General features: G+C 63.7%; 22 protein-coding genes. 9 read left to right on the forward strand and 13 right to left on the reverse strand.

The annotated features are described in order from the left end of the window. Position 1 precedes the first annotated feature (1 nt). The 12 genes from F7D01_RS06100 to F7D01_RS06155 all read right to left on the reverse strand — a co-directional run bounded on the left by F7D01_RS06100 (position 2) and on the right by F7D01_RS06155 (position 12,830). The gene (locus F7D01_RS06100) at positions 2-1,237 is read right to left on the reverse strand and encodes a S41 family peptidase (protein WP_215229307.1); all 1,236 of its coding nucleotides are present in this window, start codon (positions 1,235-1,237) and stop codon (positions 2-4) included. Between the two features lie 59 nt (positions 1,238-1,296). Then, on the reverse strand, positions 1,297-3,219 hold the full coding sequence (gene dxs, locus F7D01_RS06105) for a 1-deoxy-D-xylulose-5-phosphate synthase (protein ID WP_215229308.1): 1,923 nt from the start codon (positions 3,217-3,219) through the stop codon (positions 1,297-1,299). A gap of 78 nt (positions 3,220-3,297) precedes the next feature. After that, the gene (locus tag F7D01_RS06110; RefSeq protein ID WP_215229309.1) at positions 3,298-3,759 is read right to left on the reverse strand and encodes a Fur family transcriptional regulator; all 462 of its coding nucleotides are present in this window, start codon (positions 3,757-3,759) and stop codon (positions 3,298-3,300) included. Positions 3,760-3,800: 41 nt separating this feature from the next. After that, positions 3,801-4,487, reverse strand: a complete 687-nt coding sequence (msrA, locus tag F7D01_RS06115) for a peptide-methionine (S)-S-oxide reductase MsrA (RefSeq protein WP_215229310.1) — start codon at positions 4,485-4,487, stop codon at positions 3,801-3,803. Next, on the reverse strand, positions 4,484-4,633 hold the full coding sequence (locus tag F7D01_RS06120; protein ID WP_215229311.1) for a hypothetical protein: 150 nt from the start codon (positions 4,631-4,633) through the stop codon (positions 4,484-4,486). The genes msrA and F7D01_RS06120 overlap by 4 nt, the downstream gene beginning before the upstream one ends. Positions 4,634-4,730: 97 nt before the next feature. After that, positions 4,731-6,320, reverse strand: a complete 1,590-nt coding sequence (gene purH, locus F7D01_RS06125; protein WP_215229312.1) for a bifunctional phosphoribosylaminoimidazolecarboxamide formyltransferase/IMP cyclohydrolase — start codon at positions 6,318-6,320, stop codon at positions 4,731-4,733. Between the two features lie 8 nt (positions 6,321-6,328). After that, positions 6,329-8,161, reverse strand: a complete 1,833-nt coding sequence (locus F7D01_RS06130) for a heparinase II/III family protein (protein WP_215229313.1) — start codon at positions 8,159-8,161, stop codon at positions 6,329-6,331. Positions 8,162-8,178: 17 nt separating this feature from the next. Continuing rightward, positions 8,179-8,844 carry a ribulose-phosphate 3-epimerase gene (gene rpe / locus F7D01_RS06135; RefSeq protein ID WP_215229314.1) on the reverse strand — a complete coding sequence of 222 codons (666 nt, stop codon included), beginning with the start codon at positions 8,842-8,844 and terminating at the stop codon, positions 8,179-8,181. Positions 8,845-8,951: 107 nt separating this feature from the next. After that, positions 8,952-9,263 (reverse strand): cytochrome o ubiquinol/quinol oxidase subunit IV, encoded by a 312-nt coding sequence (locus F7D01_RS06140; RefSeq protein WP_215229315.1) that lies wholly within the window; start codon positions 9,261-9,263, stop codon positions 8,952-8,954. Next, positions 9,260-9,889, reverse strand: a complete 630-nt coding sequence (locus tag F7D01_RS06145) for a cytochrome c oxidase subunit 3 (RefSeq protein WP_215229316.1) — start codon at positions 9,887-9,889, stop codon at positions 9,260-9,262. Before F7D01_RS06145 ends, F7D01_RS06140 begins: the two co-directional genes overlap by 4 nt. Then, the gene (locus tag F7D01_RS06150; RefSeq protein ID WP_215229317.1) at positions 9,886-11,952 is read right to left on the reverse strand and encodes a cbb3-type cytochrome c oxidase subunit I; all 2,067 of its coding nucleotides are present in this window, start codon (positions 11,950-11,952) and stop codon (positions 9,886-9,888) included. The genes F7D01_RS06145 and F7D01_RS06150 overlap by 4 nt, the downstream gene beginning before the upstream one ends. Continuing rightward, the gene (locus F7D01_RS06155) at positions 11,949-12,830 is read right to left on the reverse strand and encodes a COX aromatic rich motif-containing protein (protein ID WP_215229318.1); all 882 of its coding nucleotides are present in this window, start codon (positions 12,828-12,830) and stop codon (positions 11,949-11,951) included. The genes F7D01_RS06150 and F7D01_RS06155 overlap by 4 nt, the downstream gene beginning before the upstream one ends. A 146-nt stretch (positions 12,831-12,976) precedes the next feature. On the opposite strand from F7D01_RS06155, the gene F7D01_RS06160 reads away from it, so the two are divergent. The 9 genes from F7D01_RS06160 to F7D01_RS06200 all read left to right on the forward strand — a co-directional run bounded on the left by F7D01_RS06160 (position 12,977) and on the right by F7D01_RS06200 (position 24,345). Then, the gene (locus tag F7D01_RS06160) at positions 12,977-15,268 is read left to right on the forward strand and encodes an FdhF/YdeP family oxidoreductase (RefSeq protein WP_215229696.1); all 2,292 of its coding nucleotides are present in this window, start codon (positions 12,977-12,979) and stop codon (positions 15,266-15,268) included. A 249-nt stretch (positions 15,269-15,517) separates the two neighbouring features. After that, entirely contained in the window at positions 15,518-16,846 is a 1,329-nt protein-coding gene (locus F7D01_RS06165) for a site-specific integrase (RefSeq protein WP_215229319.1), read from the forward strand. A 373-nt stretch (positions 16,847-17,219) separates the two neighbouring features. Continuing rightward, on the forward strand, positions 17,220-18,158 hold the full coding sequence (locus F7D01_RS06170; protein WP_215229697.1) for a HEPN domain-containing protein: 939 nt from the start codon (positions 17,220-17,222) through the stop codon (positions 18,156-18,158). 2 nt (positions 18,159-18,160) lie between these two features. After that, positions 18,161-18,610: an HNH endonuclease gene (locus tag F7D01_RS15510; RefSeq protein ID WP_371819691.1), complete on the forward strand. Its 450-nt coding sequence runs from the start codon at positions 18,161-18,163 to the stop codon at positions 18,608-18,610. A 233-nt stretch (positions 18,611-18,843) separates the two neighbouring features. Then, positions 18,844-19,926, forward strand: a complete 1,083-nt coding sequence (locus F7D01_RS06180; protein ID WP_251567111.1) for an IS110 family transposase — start codon at positions 18,844-18,846, stop codon at positions 19,924-19,926. Between the two features lie 779 nt (positions 19,927-20,705). Beyond that, entirely contained in the window at positions 20,706-20,960 is a 255-nt protein-coding gene (locus F7D01_RS06185) for a helix-turn-helix domain-containing protein (RefSeq protein ID WP_215229321.1), read from the forward strand. After that, positions 20,957-21,160, forward strand: a complete 204-nt coding sequence (locus F7D01_RS06190) for a hypothetical protein (protein WP_215229322.1) — start codon at positions 20,957-20,959, stop codon at positions 21,158-21,160. Before F7D01_RS06185 ends, F7D01_RS06190 begins: the two co-directional genes overlap by 4 nt. A gap of 260 nt (positions 21,161-21,420) precedes the next feature. Beyond that, positions 21,421-23,292 carry an ATP-dependent endonuclease gene (locus F7D01_RS06195; protein ID WP_215229323.1) on the forward strand — a complete coding sequence of 624 codons (1,872 nt, stop codon included), beginning with the start codon at positions 21,421-21,423 and terminating at the stop codon, positions 23,290-23,292. 210 nt (positions 23,293-23,502) lie between these two features. Next, positions 23,503-24,345, forward strand: a complete 843-nt coding sequence (locus tag F7D01_RS06200; protein WP_215229324.1) for an MT-A70 family methyltransferase — start codon at positions 23,503-23,505, stop codon at positions 24,343-24,345. A 1-nt stretch (position 24,346) separates the two neighbouring features. Here the strand turns inward: F7D01_RS06200 and F7D01_RS06205 are convergent, their stop codons facing one another. Further along, positions 24,347-25,048 carry a BglII/BstYI family type II restriction endonuclease gene (locus F7D01_RS06205; RefSeq protein WP_251567114.1) on the reverse strand — a complete coding sequence of 234 codons (702 nt, stop codon included), beginning with the start codon at positions 25,046-25,048 and terminating at the stop codon, positions 24,347-24,349. Positions 25,049-25,100 lie beyond the last annotated feature (52 nt).

Raw genomic sequence — 25,100 nt, forward strand, 5'->3', positions numbered from 1 at the left:
CCTAGCCGCCAGACGCGCATGGTGGAGGGACAACCTCTTCGCGCGGGGTGCCGTTCACGGTCATGAGTCTCTGCGTCGGGAACGCGATCCGCACGCCGCCATCGCGGAGGGGGAAGCTCTCGATCGAGCCGCGCAGGCCCGCCATCGGTCCGCCGCACACATGCGCGCCCAGCTGCGCCAATCCGATCGCCAGCCCTTCGCCCATGCTGCCTGTCCATCGGCCCACCCGGACGGTGACGGCGCCGGCGTGGTAGCGACCGCGCGGCATGACCAGTTCCAGCCATTGATGCGCGATGCCCGTTTCCCGCTCTTCGGCTGGGTCCGCATGGCGTTGATACGGTGTCGCCTCCTTCGCGAACCAGCCCATGATGGCGCGCGCGACGACCGTGTTGCCGCCGCTCGGCGTGTCGGTCAGGTCGATGACGACCGGAGCGGCGGGATCGATCCGCGCCATCGCCGCGTCGAATGCCGCGATAGCATCGCCGTCCCCAAGGGAATTGGCGAACCGGATCGTCGCCGCGCCGGGCGCAGACGAGACGGTGATCGGACCGGTGGCGTCTTCGGCGCCCGTTGCCGCCTGATAGAGATTGGCGAGTGCGTAGTCGCGTGGCGGCTTACCCGGTAGCTGCAGGGTCAGCCGCCTGGGGCGATCGCGCCGTCCGGTTGCCAGGACCCGCGCGGCAAAGGCGTCCCGGACCGGTGAGCCGGTGGTGCCGAGGTCGGCCCAGAAGGCGCTTACGGCCTGTTGGATTGCGACCCCGTCCACTGCGAGCAGCCGCGCTCCGGGCGTGATGCCCGCTCGCGCCGCCGGGCTGCCCTCGCGAACCGCAGTGACGACGAAGGCATCGCCTTGTTTCTCCAGCCAGAGGTCCGAGTAGCTCGGGACCAGGCCCCAGCTGTCGGCGAGGTTGGAGCCGGTGCTGGCGTGATGATCGGCGAGGAGGAACAGTGCCCGCTCGGCGAACCGCAACAGCGAGCGGGCGTCGTGCACCGAGTCCGCTTCCGCGGCGAGAACGGGTGTGAGCGCGAAAAGGCCATGCGGCAGGGTTTCGCGATAGGCGTAGCGCGCATCGATCAGCGGCGCGAGTTCGCGCGCGGCAGCGCGATAGTCCACGGTCGTTTCGGCGCGATCGGCTGCTCTGGCAGAGGGGGCGGTCCCGGGCACGGGAAGAGCGCCGAGCGCGAGCGCCGCCAGCGCGATGGCGACCGCATGGGTCTTCGACGGTAGCGTCACCATGCCAAACCTTTCGGAAAGCGCGGACGAACGGCATCGAAAGCCGCCGCGATGGGTCGATTTCAGGCCCGCGCTTCCTCCACCCCTGCGCTGTTGTGGCGCAGCGCCTTCAGCACCGTCTCGACAATGTCGGGCGCGTTGAGCCCGGCCTCGTCGTACTGCTTCTCGGGCGCGTCCTGGTCCTGGAAGATATCAGGCAGTCGCATTGTGCGGATCTTGAGGCCGGCATCCAGCAGCCCAGCGTCGCTGGCGTAGGTCAGGACATGCGCGCCAAGGCCGCCGATCGCGGCTTCCTCGATCGTCACCACGACCTCGTGGCTGCGCATGATCTTCTCGATCAGCGCGGTATCGAGCGGCTTGGCGAAACGCATGTCGGCGATGGTGGTCGACAGCCCCTTCGCCTCCAGCTGATCGGCCGCCTTGTGCGCTTCCGCCAGCCGCGTGCCGAGCGACAGGATCGCGACCTTCGTCCCCTCGCGCACGATCCGGCCCTTCCCGATCTCCAGCAGTTCGGGCGTTTCGGGCATCGCCACCCCGGTGCCGCTGCCGCGCGGATAGCGCAGCGCGATCGGGCCGCTGTCGTGCTCCGCCGCGGTGTAGGTCATATGGACCAGCTCCGCCTCGTCCGCCGCCGCCATCACCACGAAATTGGGCAGGGTGGCCAGATAGGTCACATCGAAGCTGCCCGCATGGGTCGCGCCGTCCGCCCCGACCAGCCCGGCGCGGTCGATCGCGAAGCGCACCGGCAGGTTCTGGATCGCGACGTCGTGCACGACCTGGTCGTAGGCGCGCTGGAGGAAGGTCGAATAGATTGCAGCGAAGGGCCGCATTCCCTGCGCCGCGAGCCCGGCGGCGAAGGTCACCCCGTGCTGCTCCGCGATGCCGACGTCGAAGGCGCGGGTGGGATGCGCCTGCGCGAACTTGTCCACCCCGGTGCCGCTGGGCATGGCGGCGGTGATCGCGCAGATACGGTCGTCCGTCTCGGCGAGTTTCGCCAGCGTTTCGCCGAACACATTCTGGTAGTTCGGCGGTCCACCCTTCGACTTCTTCTGCTCGCCGGTGACGACGTCGAACTTGGCGACGCCGTGATATTTATCAGCGCTGTTTTCCGCCGGGGCGTAGCCCTTCCCCTTCTTGGTCACGACATGAACCAGAATCGGACCCTGGCCACTGTCGCGGACATTCTCCAGCACCGGGATCAGGTGATCGAGATTGTGTCCGTCGATCGGGCCGACGTAATAGAAGCCCAGCTCTTCGAACAAGGTGCCTCCGGTCGCCATGCCGCGAGCATATTCCTCGGCCTTCTCCAGCCCCTGATGAACCTTTCGGCTGAACTTGCGCGCAACCTTGCTGGCAAGGGTGCGCAGGCCGAGATACTCGCTGGAGGAGACCATACGGGCGAGATAGGCGGAGAGGCCGCCCACCGGCGGGGCGATCGACATGTCGTTGTCGTTCAGGATCACGATCAGGCGATTGCCTGCCGCTTCCGCGTTGTTCATCGCCTCGTAGGCCATGCCTGCGCTCATCGCGCCGTCGCCGATCACCGCGATCCCCCGGCCAGGGCGGTCGTTCAGCTTGTTGGCGATGGCGAAGCCTAGCGCGGCCGAGATCGAGGTGCTGGAATGCGCCGCGCCGAACGGATCGTATTCGCTTTCGGTCCGCTTGGTGAAGCCCGACAACCCGCCGCCCTGGCGCAGCGTGCGGATGCGGTCGCGCCGCCCGGTCAGGATCTTGTGCGGGTAGGCCTGATGGCCCACGTCCCAGATCAGCTTGTCCTCCGGCGTGTCGAAGACATAATGGAGCGCGACGCTCAGCTCGACCACGCCAAGCCCGGAGCCGAGGTGGCCGCCGGTGCTGCCGACGGCGGAAATCATTTCTTCGCGCAGTTCGTCGGAAAGCTGCCGCAACTGGCTCGCCTCGAGCTTGCGCAAATCCTTGGGAGTGTCGACGGTATCGAGCAGCGGGGTATCGGGTCTGGAACTCATAACCCGCAGGCTTACACCGCGATTTGCAGGCTGTCGATTCGCGAGAGGGGGAGCAATATATTGCTCAGACGCGCAAACTCAGGCGCAGGCGCTGCAGAGCCCGCGCAGCTCGACGACCGGACGGACATCGCTGAACCCGTGGTCCCGCCCCGCCTGGCGAAGCGATTTCGTCAGACGGTCGTCGTCGAAATGGGTCGCCGCGCCGCAATCGTCGCAGATCAGGAACACGCAATCGTGGCGGCACCCCGGATGTGTGTTCACCAGGAACGCGTTCGCGCTCTCGATCCGGTTAGCGAGATTGTTGCGAACGAAGATATCGAGGATGCGATAAACACTGTTTGGCGCGACCCGGCTACCGCGGCGCGCGCTCAGATTGTCGGCAATGTCGTAAGCGCTGGCGGGGCGATCGTGCCGGGCCAGTTCCTCGAACACCTCGCTGCGCATGCCCGTCCACCGCTCGCCATGATCCTCGAGCGTCCTTTGCGCCGCCGCGATCAGATCGGCGCCTTCGTGTTCGTGGTGTTTGTGTGCGCTAGCCATGGGGATGGATATAAGCCTTTGCGCGGGTCCGCGCCACCGGCTCAATTGCGCTGGAAACTGCGGGAGTAGAACTGCGGGTAGTATTTCGACAGCGCGGCGACCTTGGGCGCATCCCAGCGCCGGATATAGGGATGATTCGGGTTCTTCGCGGCGAAATCCTGATGATGCGCGTCGGCGGGATAAAAGGCCTGACCGCGTTCGATCGTCGCCACGATGGGACGACCCCAGCTATTGCCAGCCTTCATCTGAGCCAGATACGCCTTCGCCACCCGGTTCTGCTCCGCGCTGAGGGGCACGATCGCGGTGCGGTATTGCGTGCCGACATCCGGACCCTGCCGGTTCTTCTGCGTCGGATCGGCACCCACCGAAAAGAAGATGCGCATCAGCTGATCGTAGCGCACGACCTTGGGGTCATAGGTGATCTTGACGGCTTCCGCATGCCCAGTCCGCCCGGTGGAAACCGTGGCGTAGTTGGCGGTCTTCTCGGTCCCGCCATGATAGCCGCTAACGGCGCTTTTCACGCCCTTCACATGGCTGAATACGGCCTCGATGCCCCAGAAGCAACCACCGGCGAAGATAGCGGTCTTGAGCCCGCCGCTCTCGTGCGCCTCCGCCTTTGCGGCAGGCGCGCGCACGAATTCTTCCGCGGCGAAGGCGGGCTGTTGGCACGCAGCCACCGCCAGACCCAGCCCACCAGCGAGCGCGAGAAGCGAACGGCGTGCTTTCATCGTACGATCGCCTGAGCCACCGGCGCGATAGCGGCGGGCGTCGCGACCGCGAGCGCATCGGGGCCCGCGCTGATGCCGACCATCGCGGTGCCGATCAGGAAACCGATGGCGAGCGAGCGAAAGAGATCCGATTTGATGAATTTCATGATATCACGTCCTTGCTTGCAACCTATCTGTGCATGCGCGAGCGTTTCTCAAGGCTGAATAGGTATCCGGGCGCGCCGAAATGTTGGCCTGATGCGGTCAGTGCCGGAAGTGGCGCATCCCGGTAAAGACCATCGCCAGTCCGGCCTCGTCCGCCGCCGCGATCACTTCATCGTCGCGGATCGAGCCACCGGGCTGGATCACGGCGGTGGCACCGGCCTCCGCCGCCGCCAGCAGACCGTCGGCGAAGGGGAAGAAGGCGTCGGAGGCAACCGCGCTGCCGACCGTGCGCGGCCTATCCCAGCCGTATTTCTCCGCTGCCTCGGCCGCCTTCATCGCGGCGATCCGGCTCGAATCGCGGCGGTTCATCTGCCCCGCGCCGATCCCGGCGGTGGCACCGTCTTTCGCATAGACGATGGCATTGGATTTGACGTGTCGCGCGACCGTCCAGGCAAACAGGCAATCCTTCATCTCCTGCTCGCTCGGCTCGCGCTTCGTCACCGTTTTCAGCGCCGCCACGTCGATCGCGGCATTGTCGCGGTCCTGCACCAGGATGCCGCCGGCGATGATCGCCAGCGTCTGCCCCGGGCGGCGCGGGTCGGGCAGGTCGCCGGTGACAAGCAGGCGCAAGTTCTTCTTCTTCGCGAAGGCAGCGCGCGCCGCCTCGTCCGCCGCGGGAGCCACGACGACCTCGGTAAAGATCTCGCAGATGGCCTCCGCCGTCGGGCCGTCGAGCGGAACGTTGGTCGCGACGATGCCGCCGAAGGCCGAGACGCTGTCGCAGGAGAGGGCATCGTGCCACGCATCCAGCAACGTGCCGCGCTGCGCCACGCCGCACGGATTGGCGTGCTTCACGATCACCACCGCCGGATCCTGCCCACGGAATTCCGCCGCCAGCTCCAGCGCGGCATTGGCATCGTTGTAATTGTTGTAGCTGAGCGCCTTGCCCTGAACCTGTTCCGCCTGCGGCAATCCGCGCACATGGGGGCCGCCGGGCAGGTAGAGCGCCGCGTCCTGATGCGGGTTCTCGCCATAACGCAGCGAACCCGAAAGCACGCGCGTCATGCTGACCTGCCGGGGGAATTTTTCGCCCTGATCGGCAAAGGCGAACCATTGCGAGATCATCGAATCGTAGGCGGCGGTGGCTGAGAACGCCTTGGCCGCCATCTCGCGGCGGAAGGACAGGGAGGTGGCGCCATCGCCCTCGCCCAATTCCGCGATCAGCGTGTCGTAATCGGCAGGATCGGTTACGATAGTGACGAATTGGTGATTTTTCGCTGCCGAGCGAACCATGCTGGGCCCGCCGATATCGATGTTCTCGATGATCTCGGGCCGCTCCGCTCCCTTCGCGACCGTCTGGGCGAAGGGATAGAGATTGACGACGACGAGATCGATCGGCCCGATCGCGTGCTCTTCCATCGCCGCCGCATGCGCCGGGTCGTCGCGCACCGCGAGCAGCCCGCCATGCACCATCGGGTGCAGTGTCTTGACCCGGCCATCCATCATTTCGGGAAAGCCCGTCAGATCGGAAACGTCGCGCACGTTCAGGCCCGCATCGCGCAGCGTCTTCGCCGTGCCGCCGGTGGAAACGAGTTCGACGCCGCGTTCCGCCAGTGCGCGGCCCAGCTCGACGAGGCCGCTCTTGTCGGACACGGACAGCAGCGCCCGCGTGATCTTCGGTTCGGCCATGGCCGTATTCATCCCATCTGTTTGAGCAGCCAGGAGAAACTTCCCCCGCTGCGTGAGGTCATTCCCTGAATGACGAGCTGCTGGATCGGTTGCGGGCGTCCTTGCCCGTCGACCCAGATACTTTCGTCGATGGCGAGTTCGCCATCGCATTCGTGGCCCAGCCGGAACTGCCAGTGCTGACCGCCGGGCAACAGCATCGTCGCCCCCCGGCCATCCTCACCCAGGCGCAGTTCGACCCCGCGTCCGCAGTGGAAGCGGATGGCGAAGGCGATCTTGCCGCGCTTCCCGCGCTTGCCCTGCGGCGTCAGGATATCTTCGCCCAGCAGCTCGGTTCCGTCGTCCCGCAGCACCAGGATACGCCGGTGGAGCAAGCCGTAGCGCGAGGCGTAACCGTCATGGGTCGCGTCCAGCCGCGTCGCGGTCCCGCGCCCGGTCTCGATCTGGCGGCGGTCGATCTCGACCTCCTTCACGCCCATCCCGATCTGCCCCTTGAGCAGGACGGCGGTGGAATTCGATTCGTCCAGCACCAGCGTCGAGTGGGCGGCCGTTCCGCGCAGCCCCTGTTCGATCCGCACCGGCACCTGCCCACCGGCCGTTGCTGCGCCGCCGCAATTGACGATCAGCCGCTCCCCGCGTGACGAGAACTCGAACGCGAGGGTAGAGGCGCAGCCGGCGCGGGCATGGCGCGGCAGCGGCGGCGGCGCGGCGTCGAAATGGAGCACGGCGGCGCGAGTGGCGACGCGTTGGTAACCCCAGTGCCGCACGTCCTTCAGCGGCCGGGTCCGCACCCCGCTCGCGGCGACCAGCGCGGCGACGCGTTCGGTCGGCACCGCATTGGCTCCCTGCCAGCTGCCCAGCCCGCCTTCCCCGTGCAACAGCGAAAGCAGCGGCGGCACCAGCAGTGCCTTCATCGCGGTCAGCGCCTGCGGCGGATCGCGATCGAGGGCGGCATAGCATGCGACCAGATCCACCAGCAGCGCGATCGCCTCCATCTGGGCGATCGGGCTGCGCGACAGCACGCCGCCATCCTCTGCGGTCAGCTCGCCCAGCGCGCGGGCGAGCCCGCTTTCGCCGAATATCCGCCGCGGCTTGCCACCAGGCAGCAATAGCCCCGCGGCGACGATGCCGACCCAGCCCGCGACCTCTCCGAGCCGGTCCTGCGCCTGGCCGACATGGCGGTCGAGCCAGCGCGCGCCGTCCTCGATCGCGGTCAGGGTGCGACCGCGCAACGGCTCGCTTCCCATGATGAGTGGGGCATGGACCAGCCACGCCAGCAGGCGGTGGCCGACCAGTTCGACTTCCCACGCGCGCCCCTTGCCCGGGCGCGGATTGGCATCGAGCCATGCGGCGTGGATTCGGTTGGCGACCGGCGCGGCCTGATCGCGAGTGGTGCAGCCCGCGAGGTCGCGCAGCCAGGCATAACCGTGCACGACCCGCTCGAACGGCGCGGTAAGGCGGGTGTTGGAGGCGAAGTCCATCTGCCCGATCGGGGCCTTCACCCCGTGGACGAGGAAGTGCCCGGCGCGCAGGGCCACGCCCGCTGCACGATCGCCCGACAGCGGGCTGTCGACCGTGGCGAGAATGCGCATGCTCTCCGTCCGGCCCATCGGCAGGGTCAGCGCGCTGGCGGGCACGCCGAGCCGGTAGGCGAACTGGATCAGCCGCTCCACCGCACCCAGCGCAGGCGGGGCGAGATCGGTCGCGACCAGCGCCCGCGAAGGCTCCAGCACCCGCTCGGCCAGCAGATGGGTGGTGGGCGCAGGATCGTCGCCGAGCGGCAGGGCCGACTGTTCCTCGCGAGGGCGATCCCGCGACACGTCCGCCTGGCGCGGAGCGGTCATCGGATCGGCCACCTCGCTCAACCCGCATCCCCCCGCAGCGCCGCGATGTTCGCGGCGTAACGATCGGGCCCACCGGCGAAAGCGGCGGAGCCAGCCACCAGCACGTCGGCCCCCGCATCGACGCACTGACGCGCGGTGTCGGCATTGACCCCGCCATCGACCTCAAGCCTGACGTCGCGCCCTTCGCGCTCGATCATCTTGCGCACCGCTTCGATCTTCTTGAGCTGGCTGGCGATGAAGCTCTGGCCGCCGAAGCCGGGATTGACGCTCATCACCAGCACGAGGTCGATCTCGCCGATCAAATAGTCCAGCATCTTGGCCGGGGTACCGGGATTGAGGGAAACGCCCGCCTTCTTGCCCAGCGCCTTGATCGCCTGCACCGTGCGATGGACATGCGGGCCGGCCTCAGGATGGACGGTGATGACGTCCGCACCCGCCTCGGCAAAGGCTTCGAGATACGGATCGACGGGGGAGATCATCAGATGCACGTCGAACGGCTTGTCCGTGTGCGGGCGCAGCGCCTTCACCACGGCGGGGCCGATGGTGAGGTTGGGCACGTAATGCCCGTCCATCACATCGATGTGAATCCAGTCGGCACCGGCTGCGTCGATCGCGCGCACTTCCTCTCCCAATGCCGCGAAGTCGGCGGACAGTATCGAGGGAGAGATCAGCGGTCGGGTCATATACTCGCGCACCGGTGAAGCGGGATATGACCGAATGCCCTAGCGAGGCAATACGCACTCCGACAGTCGAGCCCCGCTCCTTTTCCACATCGCGGAACGGTGGGGGATCACATCATGCGGGCGTGGAGGTCGAACAGGATCCAGAGCGTGCCGCCGACCATCATCACTATTATCAGGCTTGTGAAGAGTATGAGCTGGAGGTCGTGCCGGTGCGACCGGTCGAGGTCGATGTGCAAGAAGTACCTGAAATGCCACGCGATTTGCGCCAGCGCGAGCAGCGCCAGCCCGCCCAGCGTCCAGCCGCGCGGCAGGTTCAGCAACACCACCAGCGCAAAGCTGGCGGCGGTCAGCACCACCGCGCCCGCCAGCGCCAGCCAGCTGTCGCGCAGTTCGCGCCGTTCGTCGTCGCGTTCGCTCATCCAACCGCCCCGAACAGGAAGACGAAGGTAAGAATCGCGATCCATACCACGTCGAGCAGGTGCCAGAACAGCGCGAGCCGCATGATCCTGAGCCGCACGAGGTCCTCCAGCTCCGTGCGCCCCAGCTGGAACGCGAGCACCGCCATCCACACCAGCCCCGCCGAGACATGCAGCGCGTGGGTGCCGAGCAGCGTGAAATGCGCCGACAGGAACCCGCTGCGCTGCGGCACCGCGCCCTGGCCAGCGAGCTTCGCGAAATCCCACGCTTCCATTCCGACGAAGGCGAGGCCGAGCACGGCGGTAACTGCCAGCCAGCGGCGCAGATGCGCGCGCCCCGGTCGATATTTGAGCGCCACGGTGGCGAGCGACATGGTGAAACTGGAAAGCAGCAGCAGCCCGGTCTCGATCGCGGCGCTGGGCAGATCGGCCACCTGCGCCGGCGTGGGTCCGCCCGCGATCCCGTGCACGCTCATCGCGGCATAGGTCGCCAGCAGCAGGGCGAAGATCACCAGGTCGCTCATCAGGAAGACCCAGAAGCCGAAGATCACCGGCTCCGCCGCGCGGTGTGCGCCGGGGTCGACATGACCGATATTGATACCGGGATGGAGGTTCTTGCCCGCGCTCATGCCAGTGGCTCCGCCCGGCCGGTGTTCGCCGCCGTGAACTCGATCTCGCGCGGCACCGCCCGCGCCATCCGCGCCCGGCTGAGCCATGCCTCGTTCGCTTCGCGAACCGTGGCCGCGGGAATGGTCCGGGTCGTCCGGCTCTCGAAACTGCGCGCGACGAGGAAGCCCCACATCGCGACGAAGCCGACGATCGCCATCCACCAGATGTGCCATACGAGGCCGAAGGCGCAGGCGATCCCCGCCATGCCGATCAGCGTGGGCAGGCCGGTATTGCGCGGCATTTCGATATCCGCGTAGTCGCCATCCTGCGGCGCATAGGGGTCGCCCTCGCGTTTCTCGCGGGCGAAGGCATCGATGCATTCGACCTGCGGCAGCCGGGCGAAGTTCCATTCCGGCGGCGGCGAGGGCGTGAACCATTCGAGCGCACGGCCGTCCCACGGATCGCCGATCGGCACCGCCAGCCGGTCGCGGTGGCGGGTGCTGACGACCAGTTGCACCACCAGCGCCACGAAGCCCGCGAACAGCAGCGCAGCGCCGACCAGCGCGACATAGAGGAAAGGCTCGTAAGCGGGGTCGTAGGTCTGCGAGGTGCGCCGCATCGCGCCCATCAAGCCGAGCGAATAGAGCGGCGCGAAGGCGGCGAAGAAGCCCGCGGTCCACAGGCCCCAGGCGATCCGCCCCCAGCGTTCGTCCAGCCGGAAGCCGAACGCCTTTGGAAACCAGTACATATAGCCCGCGATGAAGCCGAACAGCGTACCGGGGATCAGCATGTTGTGAAAATGCGCGACCAGGAACAGCGAGTTGTGCATCGCGAAATCGGTCGGCGCGTTGGAGAGCAGGATGCCGCTGAGCCCGCCGACCACGAAGGAGAACAGGAACGTGATCGCGAACAGCATCGGGGCGGAAAAGCGGATGCGCCCGCGATACATGGTGAGGATCCAATCATAGACCTTCACCCCCGTGGGAATGCCGATCAGCATGGTGGCGAAGCCGAAGGCGGCATTGACGTTCGCGCTCTGCCCCATGGTGAAGAAGTGGTGCATCCACACCGTGAAGCTGAGCACCGCGATGCACATGGTCGCGAGCACCAGCGAACGATACCCGTACAGCCGCTTGCCGGAAAAGGTGGAGATGACTTCGGACCAGACCCCGAACGCGGGCAGGATCAGGATGTAGACTTCCGGATGGCCGAACAGCCAGAACAGGTTGGCATAATTCATCATGTTGCCGCCCGACCCGTTGGTGAAGAAATGGAAGTCGAGATAGCGGTCGAGCGCCAGCAGGCTGCTCGCCACGGTCAGCGGCGGCAGCGCGAAGACGATCAGGATGGCGGTGCACAGCGCTGTCCAGCAGAACAGCGGCATGCGCATCAGGTGCATTCCCGGGCAGCGTTCCTTGTAGATCGTGACCGCGAAATTGATGCCGGTCAGCGTGGTGCCGATGCCTGTCAGCGTGACCGACCAGATCCAGTAATCGACCCCTTCGCCGGGAGAGAAGGCGAGTTCGGTGAACGGCGGATAGGCGCTCCACCCCCCGGTCGAGAAATCGCCCACCGTCAGGCTGACCATGATCAGGACCGCACCGGCCCAGGTCAGAGCCAGGCCGACCGCATTCATGAAGGGGAAGCTGAGGTCGCGCGCCCCGATCTGCAGCGGCAGGAGGTAATTGATCAGGCCCGACAGGAACGGCATCGCGACGAAGAAGATCATCACCGTGCCGTGGGTGGTGAACAATTGTCCGAAATGCTCCGCACCGACCAGATCGGTCCCGCCGCCCGCGGCCATCGCCTGCTGAGTGCGCATCACCATCGCTTCGGCGATGGCGCGCGCCATCATGATGAAGCTGATCACGATATACATGATCCCGATCCGCTTGTGATCGAGGCTGGTCAGCCATTCGCGCCACAACCAACCCCAGCGCCCGGTCCAGGTCAGCAGGGCGACGATCGCGATCGCGACGATGACCACCATGCACGAGGCACCGGTGGCGATCGCGTTCGACTTGATCAGCAGATCGCTCCATTCGAGCCGCCCGAAGATCCAGTAGGAGAGGCCCGAGATCATCGCGCGGCCTGCGCCATGTGGTGCGGGGCGGACCCGCCTTCGTATTTGCCGATCACTTTCGCGAACAGGTCCGGCTCGACTCGCCCGAACACGAGCGGGCGCGCGGTAACGGACGGCTCCACGAGTTTGGCATAGCGCGCCACATCGAGCGGCGGAGCTGACCGCGCCCGTGCCGCCCACGCCGCGAATTCGCGCGGCGGCAGGGCGCGCACGCGGAAGCTCTGCCGGTGGAAGTCGACGCCGTTATATTGCGTGTTGAGCCCGCGAAAACCGCCCGGCGCGTCCGCCGCCAGATGCAGTTGCGTGCGCATCCCCGCCATGGCGTAGATCTGCCCGCCCAGTCGGGGGACGTAGAAGCTCATCATCGGGCCATCCGCCGTCAGGTCGAAAGCGATGTCGCGCCCGGCGGGCACCACCAGCTCGTCGACCGTCGCGATACCCTGTTCAGGGTAGATGAACAGCCATTTCCAGTCGAGCCCGACCGCCTGCACCGGCAGCGGCGGCGCGCCTTGGGGCACCCCCTGCAGCGCCAACGGACGATAGGGATCGATCCGGTGCACATTGATCCACAACACCGCCGCCAGCACCGCCACCACCAGCACCGGCACGCCCCAGATCACCCATTCGATCCGCCGGTCGAAATCCCAGTCGGGTTTATAGTCGGTGCTTTTGCGCGAGAGGCGATAGCGCCACAGGATCCACGGCAGAGCCAAGAATACCGGGACGATCACGATCGCGACCAGCGCGACGACGATCAGGAAATGGTCGCGTTGGACCTGCGCGACCGGGCCGGCGGGATCGAGCATGCCGCCCGAATGCACCTGGGCGCAGCCGGTGAGCGCGATAAACAAGGTAAGCGAAGAGAGCCTGCCGGCCACGGCGGATCGCAGTCGCGGCTCTGGCGGCTTTCGCATCATCGTCAAACCGCGCTACAGTGCGCACGGTTCCGGGGCAAGACGGCGAGGCGGAACGGCAGACCGAACCGACCATTCCTGCTACTGGGCAGGCAGACGAGGGCACTGGCATGAGCGACAAGGCACCCGAGGCGAAGGAATACGACCGGCCCGCAGGCGGCTGGGGATCGGTCAAGAGCCTGATCAAGAGCGAGCTGCGCGATCGCGCGGGGCCGGGCGCGCTCGAAACGCTGCGCCGCCAGAACAAGCCCGGCGGGTACATGTGCAGTTCCTGCGCCTGGGTCAAACCGCCCGCTCCGCACACGTTCGAATTCTGCGAAAACGGTGCGAAGGCGACGCTGTGGGACCTGACCAGCGCGCGCTGCACCCCCGAATTCTTCGCGCAGCACACCGTCACCGAGTTGCGCGAATGGTCCGGCTACGAGCTGGAGATGGAAGGTCGCCTGACCCATCCCCTGCGCTACGATCCGGAAACCGACAAATATGTCGAGGCGAGCTGGGACGAGGCGTTTGCCGCGATCGGGGCGAAGCTGAAGGCGCTCGATCCCAAATCGGTGACGTTCTACGCCAGCGGCAAGGCGGCTCTGGAGCCGAGCTATCTCTACGCGATCTTCGCCCGGGCTTATGGCCACAACAACCTGCCCGACAGTTCCAACATGTGCCACGAGACGACCTCGGTCGGCCTCAAGAAGGTGATCGGATCGCCGGTCGGCACCTGCACGCTGGAAGATCTCGAGCATTGCGACGCGATCTTCTATCTCGGCCAGAACCCCGGCACCAATTCGCCGCGCATCCTGCGCCCGCTGCAGGAAGCGGTACAGCGCGGGTGCAAGATCGTGGTCTTCAATCCCTTGCGCGAGAAGGGTCTGGTCGAATTCGTCGATCCGCAGCACCCGGTCCAGATGACCGTCGGCAAGCCGACCAAGATGCACCACCAGTACCTGCAGGTGCGCCCCGGCGGCGACATCGCGGCGCTGATGGGGGTGATCAAGCGGGTGCTGGAACGCGACGCCGAGGCCGAGGCGAAGGGCCGCGAAAGGATCCTCGACGAAGCCTTCATCGATCAGCACACCACCGGGCTCGACGAATTTCTCGCGACGCTGAAGGACACGAGCTGGCCCGAGCTGGAGCGTGCCTCCGGCGTCACCCGCGCCGAGATGGAGGCGGCGGGCGACGTCTATTGCAACGCGAAGAAGGTGATCGGCATCTACGGCATGGGGCTGACCCAGCATGTTCACGGCGCGCAGGGCATCGGGATGCTGGTCAACCTGCTGCTGCTGGGCGGCAATATCGGGCGGCAGGGCGCCGGGTGCAGCCCGATCCGCGGCCATTCCAACGTGCAGGGGCAGCGCACGGTCGGCATCACCGAGAAGGTGAAGCTCGCCCCGGTTGAGAAATACCGCGAGCTGCTCGACCTCGAAACGCCGGAGGAGGACGGGCACACCACGGTCGAATTCCTGGAAGCGCTGCTGGCGGGGGAGAACAAGGGCTATATCGGGCTCGGCGGCAACCTCGCCATGGCGGTGCCCGATCACGAGGCGGTCCACGAGGCCTGGCAACGGATGGAGCTGACCGTCCACGTCGCGACCAAGCTCAACCGCACGCATCTGATTCCGGGTAAGGAAAGCTGGCTGCTGCCCTGCCTCGTGCGGGCCGAGGAGGACCTGCGCTCCACCGGCAACCAGTGGGTGAGCATAGAGGACAGCTTCAGCCATATTCACGGTTCCATGGGCAAGCGCAGCCCGGCGAGCGAACATCTGCTGAGCGAGACCGCGATCGTCGCCGGGATCGCCGCCGCGACCGTCTCGGGCAATCCCAAACTGCGCTGGCGCGAATGGGCCGAGGACTATGCGCTCATCCGCGACCTGATCGCGCGCACCTGGCCCGACCAGTTCCACGACATGAGCGCGCGGATGATCCAGCCGGGCGGCTTCTACCGCGGCAATCCCGCACACGAGCGTATCTGGAAGACCGAAAGCGGGAAGGCGGAGTTCACCGACCCGACCGTTCTGAACGCTTGCGGCGTCGGCGACGCGCAGGGCCGCTATCACCTCGTCACCCTGCGCTCCAACGACCAGTTCAACACCACGATCTACGGCCATTCGGATCGACTGCGCGGGTTGGAGGGCGACCGCATGATCGTGCTGATGCGCCCCGAGGACATGGTCGCCGCGAACCTTGCCGAAGGCGACCGCGTCTCGCTGATCACCGACACCGGCCGCGACGCCGAACCGACCCGCGCGGTGGAGGGGCTGACGGTGGTGCCCTACAATCTCCCCAAGGGCACGCTCGCGGGCTATTTCCCCGAACTCAACCCGCTGGTGCCGCTATGGTATCACGACCAGCTGTCGAAAACCCCGGCCAGCAAGGGCGTGCCCGTCCGGATCGAAAAGACGGCCTGAGCGCGGGCGGCGAACCGAATTCGTCCCGAGCCGCTGGCGCACCCGACAGGATTCGAACCTGTGACCTCTGCCTTCGGAGCCGGTACAAAACCGGTACGCCAGACTACGAAATTCTACTCTAAACTACTGTTATTAAGTGATTTAGATTGATTGCAGTTTGCGCTGGCGTAACCGCGTTTACGCCTCGACTTGCCGCCGCGTGCTTCCTTCACGCTTACGCGAATTCGAGGTCCCGAGACGGAGATCGCCATGGTCAAATTGACCAAACGCGCTGTCGAAGCTGCCGAAGCCAAGACCAAGGACTACATCTTGTGGGACGAAGAACTACCCGGTTTTGGGTTGCGTGTCTTCCCCTCAGGCAAACGAAGCTACATCGTTCAATACCGCCAGTGCGGACGATCGCGGCGCATGGCGATTGGGCTGCACGGAATCTGGACTGCCGAGCTTGCCCGGCGCGAAGCCAAGGCCCAGCTGGGTCGCGTCGCAACCGGCGATGATCCCGCAGAGGAGCGACAAGAAGATCATCGGGCGATGACGATGAAGCAGCTTTGCGAGCGCTACATTCAAGACCTTGAAGACGGGCTTATCCTCGGCAAAGGCGGGCGACCCAAGAAGCAATCCACGATCGATACCGACATCGGGCGGATCAAGCGTCATGTCATTCCCTTGATGGGCAGTCGGCGTGTCAAGGATCTCACCCGGGCCGACATGGTCAAGATCATGCGCGATATTATCGCAGGCCGGTCGCGTATTGTCGTCAAAACCAAAAAGCTACGGGGCAAGTCGATTGTGAAGGGTGGTCCAGGAACCGCCACACGCACACTAGGCCTGATCGGCGGCATCCTGACTTATGCCATCGACCTTGGGGTCATCGACCGCAATCCAACTCACGGTATCAAGAAGCCGAAATACAAGGTGCGGGAGCGGAGGCTAACCGAGGCCGAGTATGGCATTTTGGGTCAGTTGCTCATCGAAGCGAAGAAAAACGAACAGTTCTGGCCATCAACCGATATCATTCGCCAGATCGCTCTCACCGGCTGCAGGCGAAGCGAGATCATCAATCTCAAATGGTGCGATGTCGATCTCAGCGGCAGTTGTCTTCGACTTTCCGATAGCAAGGAAGGCAGGTCGATTCGACCTGTTGGCCTGCCCGTGATCGAGTTCCTGGAGGCGGAGCACAAAACGGCAACAGGCAGCTACGTATTCCCGGGCTATGGGGCAGACACCGCCTTCGGCGGCTTCCCGAGGCAGTGGAACCAGTTGCTAAATGGCACGCCGCTGGAAGGCGTTACGGCTCATGTCCTGCGACACAGTTTCGCCAGCATCGGCAACGATCTTGGGTTCACGGAAATAACGATCGCCGCGCTCTTGGGGCATGCAAAGGGATCGATCACCAGCAAATATATTCATGTCCTCGATGCTACGCTGATCACGGCCGCCGACATAATCGCTGGCTATGTCGATGCTCTCCTCAAGGGTGCGCGATTTCAAGAGAGCGCCTACTCGCTCGATCGCGTGACACGAAAGAACACAATGAGCGAATTCCTGGCTGGCCGTGACGCCAGAACTTCCAGATGATCAGGATGGCTCGAATTGGACTTCAGTCCTGCAACCTGCCGCTTACGCGCTTCTTGGATCAAGCCCTATCCCCAGAAATGGGGATGGCCAACTCTGTGCATAAGGTGCTGGTCCGCTCGGACTATCGGGAACCCGATTGTTCGGACGAACAGGAACCGGAAACTCGGACTATCGGGAACCGAGAAAGGCCTCAAACCCGCAGGAATGCTGGGACACAGCGTCCCTTAACAATCCTAACGACAATCCTCATCGGATTGTTGCTAACGCGCGGCGCGCCAGCGCGCGGCTCCTTAGCGCTTTGGGGGGCGCCGTCACCGCGCGCCTTTGCACTCGACAGGTGCAACCATTCCAGCACCTTGCTAGGTGTCGGATGATGAAGACCGACCTCGATCATCTGCCACCGCAAAAGCAGCGCGAGATTGAACGCGTGGTGCAGCTCATCTTTGAGGAGTTCGAAGACGCTTTTGCGCTGGCCAAGCACGAGTGGAAGAAGGCCGGACGCATCCTCAAGGTGATCCTCTACGGAAGCTATGCGCGCGGCACCTGGGTCGATGAGCCGCACACCGCCAAGGGCTACCAGTCGGATTTCGACCTGCTGATCATCGTCAACGACAAGCGGCTGGTCGATCGGGTCAAATACTGGTCCAAGCTCGATGACCGGCTGATGCGCGAATACGGTGTGACCAAGGCGCTCAAGACCCCGGTAAATTTCATCGTCCACACCTTGCAGGAGGTGAATGACGGGCTGGCCCACGGTCGCTACTTCTTCATGGACGTGAAGCAAGACGGGATCGCGCTTTACCAGTCCGATGAGACCGAACTGCACACGCCGAAGCCCAAGACGCACGAGCAGGCTTTGTCGATGGCGCAGGAATACTTTGACGAGTGGATGCCTAGCGCCGCGAGCTTCTTGAAAGGCTTTAGCTTCTACATGTCAGAGGGAGATTGGAAGAAAGCCGCCTTCCTTTTGCATCAAGGAACTGAAACCCTCTACCATTGTGTCCTCCTGGTCTGCACCTTCTACACGCCGCACGTGCATAATCTCGGCTTTCTTCGCACCCAGGCCGAGCGCATCGATCCGCGCCTCACTTACGTCTGGCCGCGCGACACCAAACGCGACCGCAGCCGCTTCGAAAAGCTCAAGGAAGCTTACGTCAAGGCACGCTACTCGAAGCACTACCGCATCACGAAAGAGGAACTCGAATGGCTCGGCGAACAGGTCGAGGAGCTTGGCCGAGTGGTCCACGAAGTATGTTCGGAGCGCCTCGATAAACTCAAAGCCGATGCTAAGGCGCGCCCTGACAAAGCATAGACATGGGCGCTCCTCGGTGCGATCGGGAGACGCGATGTCAGCTGCTCGCTTTCCGACCATCTCGCAGTCTGCACTTAACTTGGTCTCCATCGCGACAGTCTAGAAGCAACACCGTGGCCGCTACCAAACAACGTGCCGGACAACTCCGAGCCCTTCGCTGGGCACAGGGATCCTTGTGCGCCGGATGCGGAGAGCATGTTCCGAGCGGTTCCCGGCTCAAGCGATACCATCCCGCCTATCCGACGTTTGATCATGTCACGACGCGCAGCAGGGGCGGCGGTAGAACGCTCGAGAATGGTCTTCTGAAGCACCAGCGCTGCAATCAGCAACGCGCCAATCGAGCGCCCACCGGGTGCGATCTGATCTGGCTGGAGTTCGTCACGGCGCGACTTTCAATGCGACCCAAGAGCTTCAAGCCGACATTCAAAGGAGGTGTTCGCAACGCGCTCTAGGTGCAGGCGCTGAGCAACAGGGTTGCAAATGATATGCTTAGTCAGTGCAACGCGCGTGCAAACTTGCAGCAGGGATTGGCTCTCGTAAAAGAGCGTCCAGGGGCGTCTGGTGCAGGGGTAGTATTAGGATTGCCGCTGTATTTGGCGAGTACTTGGCGACAGCCAAGGCTTGTACGATGGCTGCACCTGGCGCTTCCTCCGCTTCGGTTAAGCGCAAGCGAAGGAGTCGGGTGATGGAGTACTTTGCAGGGCTCGATGTATCGATCGAGGCGACCGCCATTTGCGTGGTAGGCGATGACGGTAAGGTGGTGCTGGAGACCGAGGTCCCGACCGAGCCGGAGCTGATCGCCGAGGCGCTGGAGCGCTTTACGGGGCGCCTGCGCCGGGTCGGCCATGAGGCGGGATCGGTCTCGCCCTGGCTGCATGCCGGATTGATCGCACTGGGTCTGCCCGCTGTCTGTCTGGAGACCCGCCATGTGCGCGCTGCACTGTCGGCCCAGCGCAACAAGACCGACGCCGCCGACGCGCTCGGCATCGCCCACATAATGCGCACCGGGTGGTTCCGGCAGGCGCATATCAAGACCGAGGAGTGCTACCGGATACGCCTGCTGCTGGTCCAGCGGCGCAACCTCAAGCGCAAGTTCCTCGATATCGAGAACGCGATCAGGCACTCGCTGAAGGTGTTCGGGATCCGGCTCGGCAAGGTCGGGCGCGGATCGATGGAGAAGGCGGTACGCGAGGCGGTTGCACACGATGCGATGACCGCAGGGCTGATGGAGTGCATGCTCAGAGCGCGCGCAGCGCTGTGGGACGAGTATCTGATCTTGCACAAGCTGGTCACCCAGCTCGCCATGCGCGATGAGCTGTGCCGCCGGTTCATGGCGATCCCCGGCGTCGGCCCGGTGACCGCACTGAGCTTCAAGAGCGCGATCGACGATCCTGCCCGGTTCCGTCGCTCGCGCAACGTCGCGGCATACTTCGGGCTCACCTCGCGCCGCTGGCAGTCGGGCTCATCCATCGATGTGAAGGGCCGGATCAGCAAGGCTGGGGATCCGGACATGCGCCGCGCGCTCTACGAAGCCGCATCCGCGATGCTCACCCGCTTCAAGGGCCGTGACACGATCAAGACATGGGGACTGAAGCTCGCGAAGACCAAGTGCCACGCCAAGGCGCGCGTTGCGGTTGCCCGCAAGCTCGCCATCGTGATGCACGCGATGTGGCGCGACGGCACGTTCTATGCGGGCGACCCCGACGCGCACGAGATCGACACCGCCTACGCCGCCAAGATGCAGCGACTGAGCTACGCGCGGTCATGAGGACGAACACGACGAACGCAGCCGGCTGACGGCTCGACGACATACGGAGGTCCGCGCGAGCGGCAGAAGGAATGGTACAGACCAGGACAACGGGAAGCACGATATCTCGCCTGTGGCCGCTCTTAGCGGACCACGCGCGATTGCCTGTGACGTTGCCCCGTAACTCCGATAGCGACATGTGCCGCAAGGGCTCGCTTATCGCCTCAATGCAGAGCGATATTGCCCTCGATGAGCACGGAGGATTGCGCGGCGTATCAGACCTCAATCGCACCTTCGCATCCCTGCGCACAGCAGCGTCGAATAGTTGGTCAATTAGTGCTAAAGAGAGGAAACGACGATGGCGAATACTACGAAAACCAGACAGCCAAATAGGATGGCGAGATAAAAGCAGCGCCGTCGGCCGGGCTGCATGTGGTTGGTTTTGCTAAGCAATATGCGACGGCACCCGGAGATGTCGTGCGGCGATCTTTGGAAAATCCCGTTTCTTTTCAATGTGCTTGGCGACGGCGGTCGGTCGGACTACGCCCAAATCGGTTCCCGGACGTCGCAAATGGCGTGGCCGCTATCATCCCTCCGGATGCGTGGAGATGCATTCTGGCCAAGTCCAATGACAGATCGGCGCGACGGCGTGGAAACGGCAACTCCAGCGTAAAAACGTCATGTGGCGCAATCGGACCTACTCGACCGATAATCGGTGTCGATGGCGGGCCTGGCCTGCTCCCCTCCATGTCCCCCAGGTCGGTCCGTCATCACCCGAAAGATGAAAAGGACCGACCGGCATGCCGCTAGAATCTACGATCAAGCAGCGCAGCGTACGGAAACGGGAGTCCACCTTTGAACCGATTGCCATGCGTATACCGGAAGCCTGTCGCTATCTCGGGATCGGTCGCAGTACGCTCTACGTGCTCATCGGCGAAGGTGAGATCGAGTTTATCAAGCTGGGCAGCTCGACCCTTGTGCTGACAGAGAGCTTGAGTAGCCTGGTCGAGCGCAGGCGCATTCCGGATGAGCAGGCCGAAGACCCGGGCAGATGACCATGCATCCTGCACTTGTTCGCGCGATCGTCCTGGCAGCGCTCGCCAAGGTTCCGGACGGCACGAAGCGCAGGTCAGTATCGAAAGTGCCGGAGCGTCGCGAAAGTTCCGAGGAGGTGATCGCTGCCAGCATTTTTGGCGGCATTGGCGCAGGAGCGATAGCGTGCAGCTTGCCTGTTGGGTGGGTGTCCGGTGTGTGACTTATTCTAAGATGAAACAGGACTGAATCGTCCTGGCCAATCGCAGCCATTGGGCTCAAGCCTAGCCCAGGTTGGGGCCGGGCGCTTAAGCCGCCTCGCCCGCTCCAGTTATTCAAAGACTTTCGTGGCGTTTCGCCTTTAGGCAGCAAGTCATAGGTAACCTCCAATGTAACGCGATCCCCGCGAACGGTGCGCGCATTTTTCCGCACTTGGACTGGCCATCCTCAACCGACGGAAATATAGTATCTCTAAGGGGATGGATGATGGCGAACCGTTCGAAGTTGCTGAAACTCGCTATTAAAAATGTAGGTTGCATTGGTACGGAGGGCGTAGAGGTTGCGCTAGATGATGTTGTTTGCCTCGTCGGCAAAAATAACGCCGGCAAATCGACCATTCTTCGGGGTTACGAGCTCGCGCAAAGTCCAAACAAGTTTGATGTTGGCCGTGATCGTTGCCGTTGGGCACCTGATGGTGAACCGTCGGTAGTGGAGCTTGACGTTCACATCCCGGAGGGCATTGCTAATGTTGCCGAAGAATGGAAGGTGGTTAAGGGTGATCTCCGTATTCTGAAGAGCCGGTGGGAGTGGCAAGCGGACGGATCGGGCGCGCGCAAGACATGGAGCCCTACGGAGAGCGACTGGTCAGCAGATGCTAAGGCCGGTGGTGCCGACAATGTCTTCAAGTCACGGCTTCCTCGACCGCTACGAATTGGCTCTCTGGAGGATGCGGATAAGACCGAAGAGCTGCTATTGACTCTAGCCCTCTCCCCCTTCGTGGCGGAGATGAAGGCGTATCAAGGTGATCCTGAATCCGATCTCTCGAAGTCGGTCGTCACCTTGATGGGTGTCGTCGATGAGTTGAGTAAGACACACGAGGAGCGCTTCGACGGCATCGCGGCGAAGGTGCACGACGGGTTCAAGGGAGTGTTCCCAAGCCTTGGTGTCCGGCTGGACGTGGCAATGGCGGCGCCATCTATAAGCCTCGAGAAGCTAATGAAGGAGGGCTCCGGCATCCGTGTGCAGGATGGTGAGGTTGAGACCTCCCTTGCCCAGCAAGGCACAGGGGCGCGGAGAGCACTCTTCTGGTCAATGCTTCAGGTGCATAATCAACTCACCCGACAACTCGAAGTGCGGTCGGGGCTGGAGAAGGAGGCCAAGGGCAAAAAGGGCGAAGTCCTCGAAGCCGCTTTAGCCAAAATCGCAGCATTCGATGCGGGTGAGAAGCTGCCCGAGGCGGAGGACGATCCTGCGTTCCCTGGCTATCTCTTGCTTATCGACGAGCCAGAGAATGCGCTCCATCCGATGGCTGCCCGAGCGGCTCAACGACATCTCTACCAGCTCGCCACTGACCCGGACTGGCAGGTAATGATGACCACTCACTCGCCGTACTTCGTCAACCCGCTCGAAAATCACACCACCATTGTTCGACTCGAGCGCAAGGGTGGAGACCAATCCCCGCTTGAGCGTAAGACATACCGCACGGAAGAGGTGACGTTCGACGAAGGAATGAAGAAGAACCTCCAAGCATTGCAGCAAATGGATGTGGGCTTTTCTGAGGTGTTCTTTGGGTCCTACCCCATCCTCGTTGAGGGCGACACAGAGCACGCTGCATTCATTGCTGCGGTGGTCGAAACCAACCACGAACTCGCGGACCGGGCGACCGTAATTCGGGCTCGCGGCAAGGGTATCCTTCCGGGACTCATTCGGATGCTCCGACACTTCCAAATCCCGTTCGGCATCGTTCATGATATAGATTGGCCTTACACGTCCAAGGGGGGCGCCAGCGCTATGTGGACGATCAATCAGAGCATCTATGACGAAATCGAGCAGTGCCGGTCAGACGGTGTAACCGTCCGCCATCGTTGCAGCGTGCCGGACTTCGAGCGAGCTCTCGGGGGGGAGGAGCTAGGCAAAGATAAGCCGCTCGAGGCCTATCTCCGCATCAAGGCGGACCCCGATCTTGCAGGGCGGGCTCTGGCGATGATGCTTGACCTCTGCGACAGTGACGAACACCTCCCCTTTGGGCATGGCCCGGGGGACGGTGCTTACATCGACCAGGTTCACGCGCAACTTGGTGAGTGGTGCAACGCCAATGGATACAATGACGATATTCGTTTCAAGGGTGCCGCTTAAACCGCTGAGGGCTCGTGTCGTTCGCTCGGTTGGCTACCGGGGACGGTACAGCCCGTTGTGCGCCCCTTTCGCTCTCGACATTGGAGGCAAGGCCGTGCCACCTTAGCGGACGGCTGCCCGGAGCCGGGGCTTAGGTTTTTCCGCCCAAGGCAGCGAAAATTGGGCAAAAAGATCTTTTCAAAGATCTAATTTGTTCCTAGTGTGTTCGGCATGAACATTGCCCAGACCCAACCGCTCCGCCCCGAACTTGAACCCGCGCCCCTGCCCCGAGTGGTTGGCGGCTTCTCTACCGTGCTGGCCGATCCCCCTTGGCGGTTCTCCAACCGCACAGGGAAGGTAGCGCCGGAGCATCGGCGGCTCGATCGCTATTCGACCATGTCGCTTGAGTCGATCAAGGACCTTCCGGTCAGCGATGTAGCGGCGAAGAACGCGCACCTCTATCTCTGGGTGCCGAATGCTCTGCTGCCGGACGGGCTCGATGTTATGTCAGCGTGGGGCTTTCGGTATGTCTCGAATATTATCTGGGCTAAGCGCCGGAAGGACGGCGGCCCGGATGGTCGTGGGGTGGGCTTCTACTTCCGCAATGTGACTGAAATCCTCCTCTTCGGGGTCAAGGGCTCGATGCGGACGCTCGCGCCCGGTCGCTCGCAGGTCAACATGATCGAGACGAGGAAGAGAGAGCATTCGCGCAAACCGGATGAGCAGTACGACTTGATCGAGAGCTGTTCGCCCGGGCCGTACCTCGAGCTCTTCGCCCGGCACCCCCGGCCGCAGTGGACGCTGTGGGGGGACGAATCAGCAGAGGGCCAAGTACCGCGTGGGAAGGTCCACAAGGGGTATGCGGGTGGCGAAATCCTCCCTGAGCTTCGCGCCAATGAGCACCTCCAACCGGATGTTGCCGTGGCGCTTGGTGCCGAGCTCAAGAGCCGTTACGAGGCAGGAAACAGCGTTCGCCAGATCGCAGACGAGACCGGGTACTCGATCCAGCGGGTGCGTTCATTGCTCGCCAGTGCGGAAACGTCGATGCGTCCAAGGGGCAGACGGGGGAGCTAAGTCAGACGTAGGGCTGCCCGTTCCACGTGCTCTCGTTCGCCGCGACTATCAGGACGGGGCATGACCCCATCACGCCCCGGCGCATGCGCATCTCGGCCTTGTCCAACGCCGTCACGGTGGATGTGGTTAGGTCGATAGGCAGCCTAGCGACCCGCTCCTCCTGGGGCAGGGTAGCCTGATAGTCGCCCCAAAGTCGACGGGCGAGAGCTAGCAGGGAGAGTCGGTCCTTCGTTATGATGACGCCTGCGGAAATGATGCCAGCATCGAACCACGAGCGGTAGGAGGCGAGGTCGCGGTCGAGGTTGCCGTCCTTCGCGTTCCACTCCACGTCCAGCACGATACGGTTCTTAAAGTTGTCCACGAGGTAGCCCTCTTGCCGGATGACGGGGAGTTCGCCCACGGAATTGCCGTCCTTGTCGAACAACAGGCCGCGTGTCTCTAGGTCGAGCCGGGTCTCGGACCAGCCGCGCTTTCCGAATTCATCATCAATCTGCTCGGCAATGTCGCCCCGATTGCCACCGGCCTTCAACCAATACTTCGGGTCCAATCGGTAGGTCGAGAGCACCTCGACAATGTCCCTCCACTCGTCCGGGCAGACCGCCTTCATCACTGCGGCAGCGGAATTGCTCTCCATGTAGGCCCAGTGATCGCGGGAGGCGGCCGGAAGAATGGCCGGATCATCATAGGTGAAGGTCTCGTACATGCTCCACCAATGCTGCAATAATCGTCCAGTATCAATGCCGTATCCCCGGACG

The sequence above is a fragment of the Erythrobacter sp. 3-20A1M genome, assembly GCF_018636735.1.
Taxonomy (GTDB): domain Bacteria; phylum Pseudomonadota; class Alphaproteobacteria; order Sphingomonadales; family Sphingomonadaceae; genus Alteriqipengyuania.

Bases quoted from the DNA above. Each gene is read 5' to 3' on its own strand.
- F7D01_RS06100 (WP_215229307.1), bottom strand. From the start codon at position 1,237: ATGGTGACGCTACCGTCGAAGACCCATGCGGTCGCCATCGCGCTGGCG.
- dxs (WP_215229308.1), bottom strand. From the start codon at position 3,219: ATGAGTTCCAGACCCGATACCCCGCTGCTCGATACCGTCGACACTCCC.
- F7D01_RS06110 (WP_215229309.1), bottom strand. From the start codon at position 3,759: ATGGCTAGCGCACACAAACACCACGAACACGAAGGCGCCGATCTGATC.
- msrA (WP_215229310.1), bottom strand. From the start codon at position 4,487: ATGAAAGCACGCCGTTCGCTTCTCGCGCTCGCTGGTGGGCTGGGTCTG.
- F7D01_RS06120 (WP_215229311.1), bottom strand. From the start codon at position 4,633: ATGAAATTCATCAAATCGGATCTCTTTCGCTCGCTCGCCATCGGTTTC.
- purH (WP_215229312.1), bottom strand. From the start codon at position 6,320: ATGGCCGAACCGAAGATCACGCGGGCGCTGCTGTCCGTGTCCGACAAG.
- F7D01_RS06130 (WP_215229313.1), bottom strand. From the start codon at position 8,161: ATGACCGCTCCGCGCCAGGCGGACGTGTCGCGGGATCGCCCTCGCGAG.
- rpe (WP_215229314.1), bottom strand. From the start codon at position 8,844: ATGACCCGACCGCTGATCTCTCCCTCGATACTGTCCGCCGACTTCGCG.
- F7D01_RS06140 (WP_215229315.1), bottom strand. From the start codon at position 9,263: ATGAGCGAACGCGACGACGAACGGCGCGAACTGCGCGACAGCTGGCTG.
- F7D01_RS06145 (WP_215229316.1), bottom strand. From the start codon at position 9,889: ATGAGCGCGGGCAAGAACCTCCATCCCGGTATCAATATCGGTCATGTC.
- F7D01_RS06150 (WP_215229317.1), bottom strand. From the start codon at position 11,952: ATGATCTCGGGCCTCTCCTACTGGATCTTCGGGCGGCTCGAATGGAGC.
- F7D01_RS06160 (WP_215229696.1), top strand. From the start codon at position 12,977: ATGAGCGACAAGGCACCCGAGGCGAAGGAATACGACCGGCCCGCAGGC.
- F7D01_RS06165 (WP_215229319.1), top strand. From the start codon at position 15,518: ATGGTCAAATTGACCAAACGCGCTGTCGAAGCTGCCGAAGCCAAGACC.
- F7D01_RS06170 (WP_215229697.1), top strand. From the start codon at position 17,220: ATGAAGACCGACCTCGATCATCTGCCACCGCAAAAGCAGCGCGAGATT.
- F7D01_RS15510 (WP_371819691.1), top strand. From the start codon at position 18,161: ATGGGCGCTCCTCGGTGCGATCGGGAGACGCGATGTCAGCTGCTCGCT.
- F7D01_RS06180 (WP_251567111.1), top strand. From the start codon at position 18,844: ATGGAGTACTTTGCAGGGCTCGATGTATCGATCGAGGCGACCGCCATT.
- F7D01_RS06185 (WP_215229321.1), top strand. From the start codon at position 20,706: ATGCCGCTAGAATCTACGATCAAGCAGCGCAGCGTACGGAAACGGGAG.
- F7D01_RS06190 (WP_215229322.1), top strand. From the start codon at position 20,957: ATGACCATGCATCCTGCACTTGTTCGCGCGATCGTCCTGGCAGCGCTC.
- F7D01_RS06195 (WP_215229323.1), top strand. From the start codon at position 21,421: ATGATGGCGAACCGTTCGAAGTTGCTGAAACTCGCTATTAAAAATGTA.
- F7D01_RS06200 (WP_215229324.1), top strand. From the start codon at position 23,503: ATGAACATTGCCCAGACCCAACCGCTCCGCCCCGAACTTGAACCCGCG.
- F7D01_RS06205 (WP_251567114.1), bottom strand. From the start codon at position 25,048: ATGTACGAGACCTTCACCTATGATGATCCGGCCATTCTTCCGGCCGCC.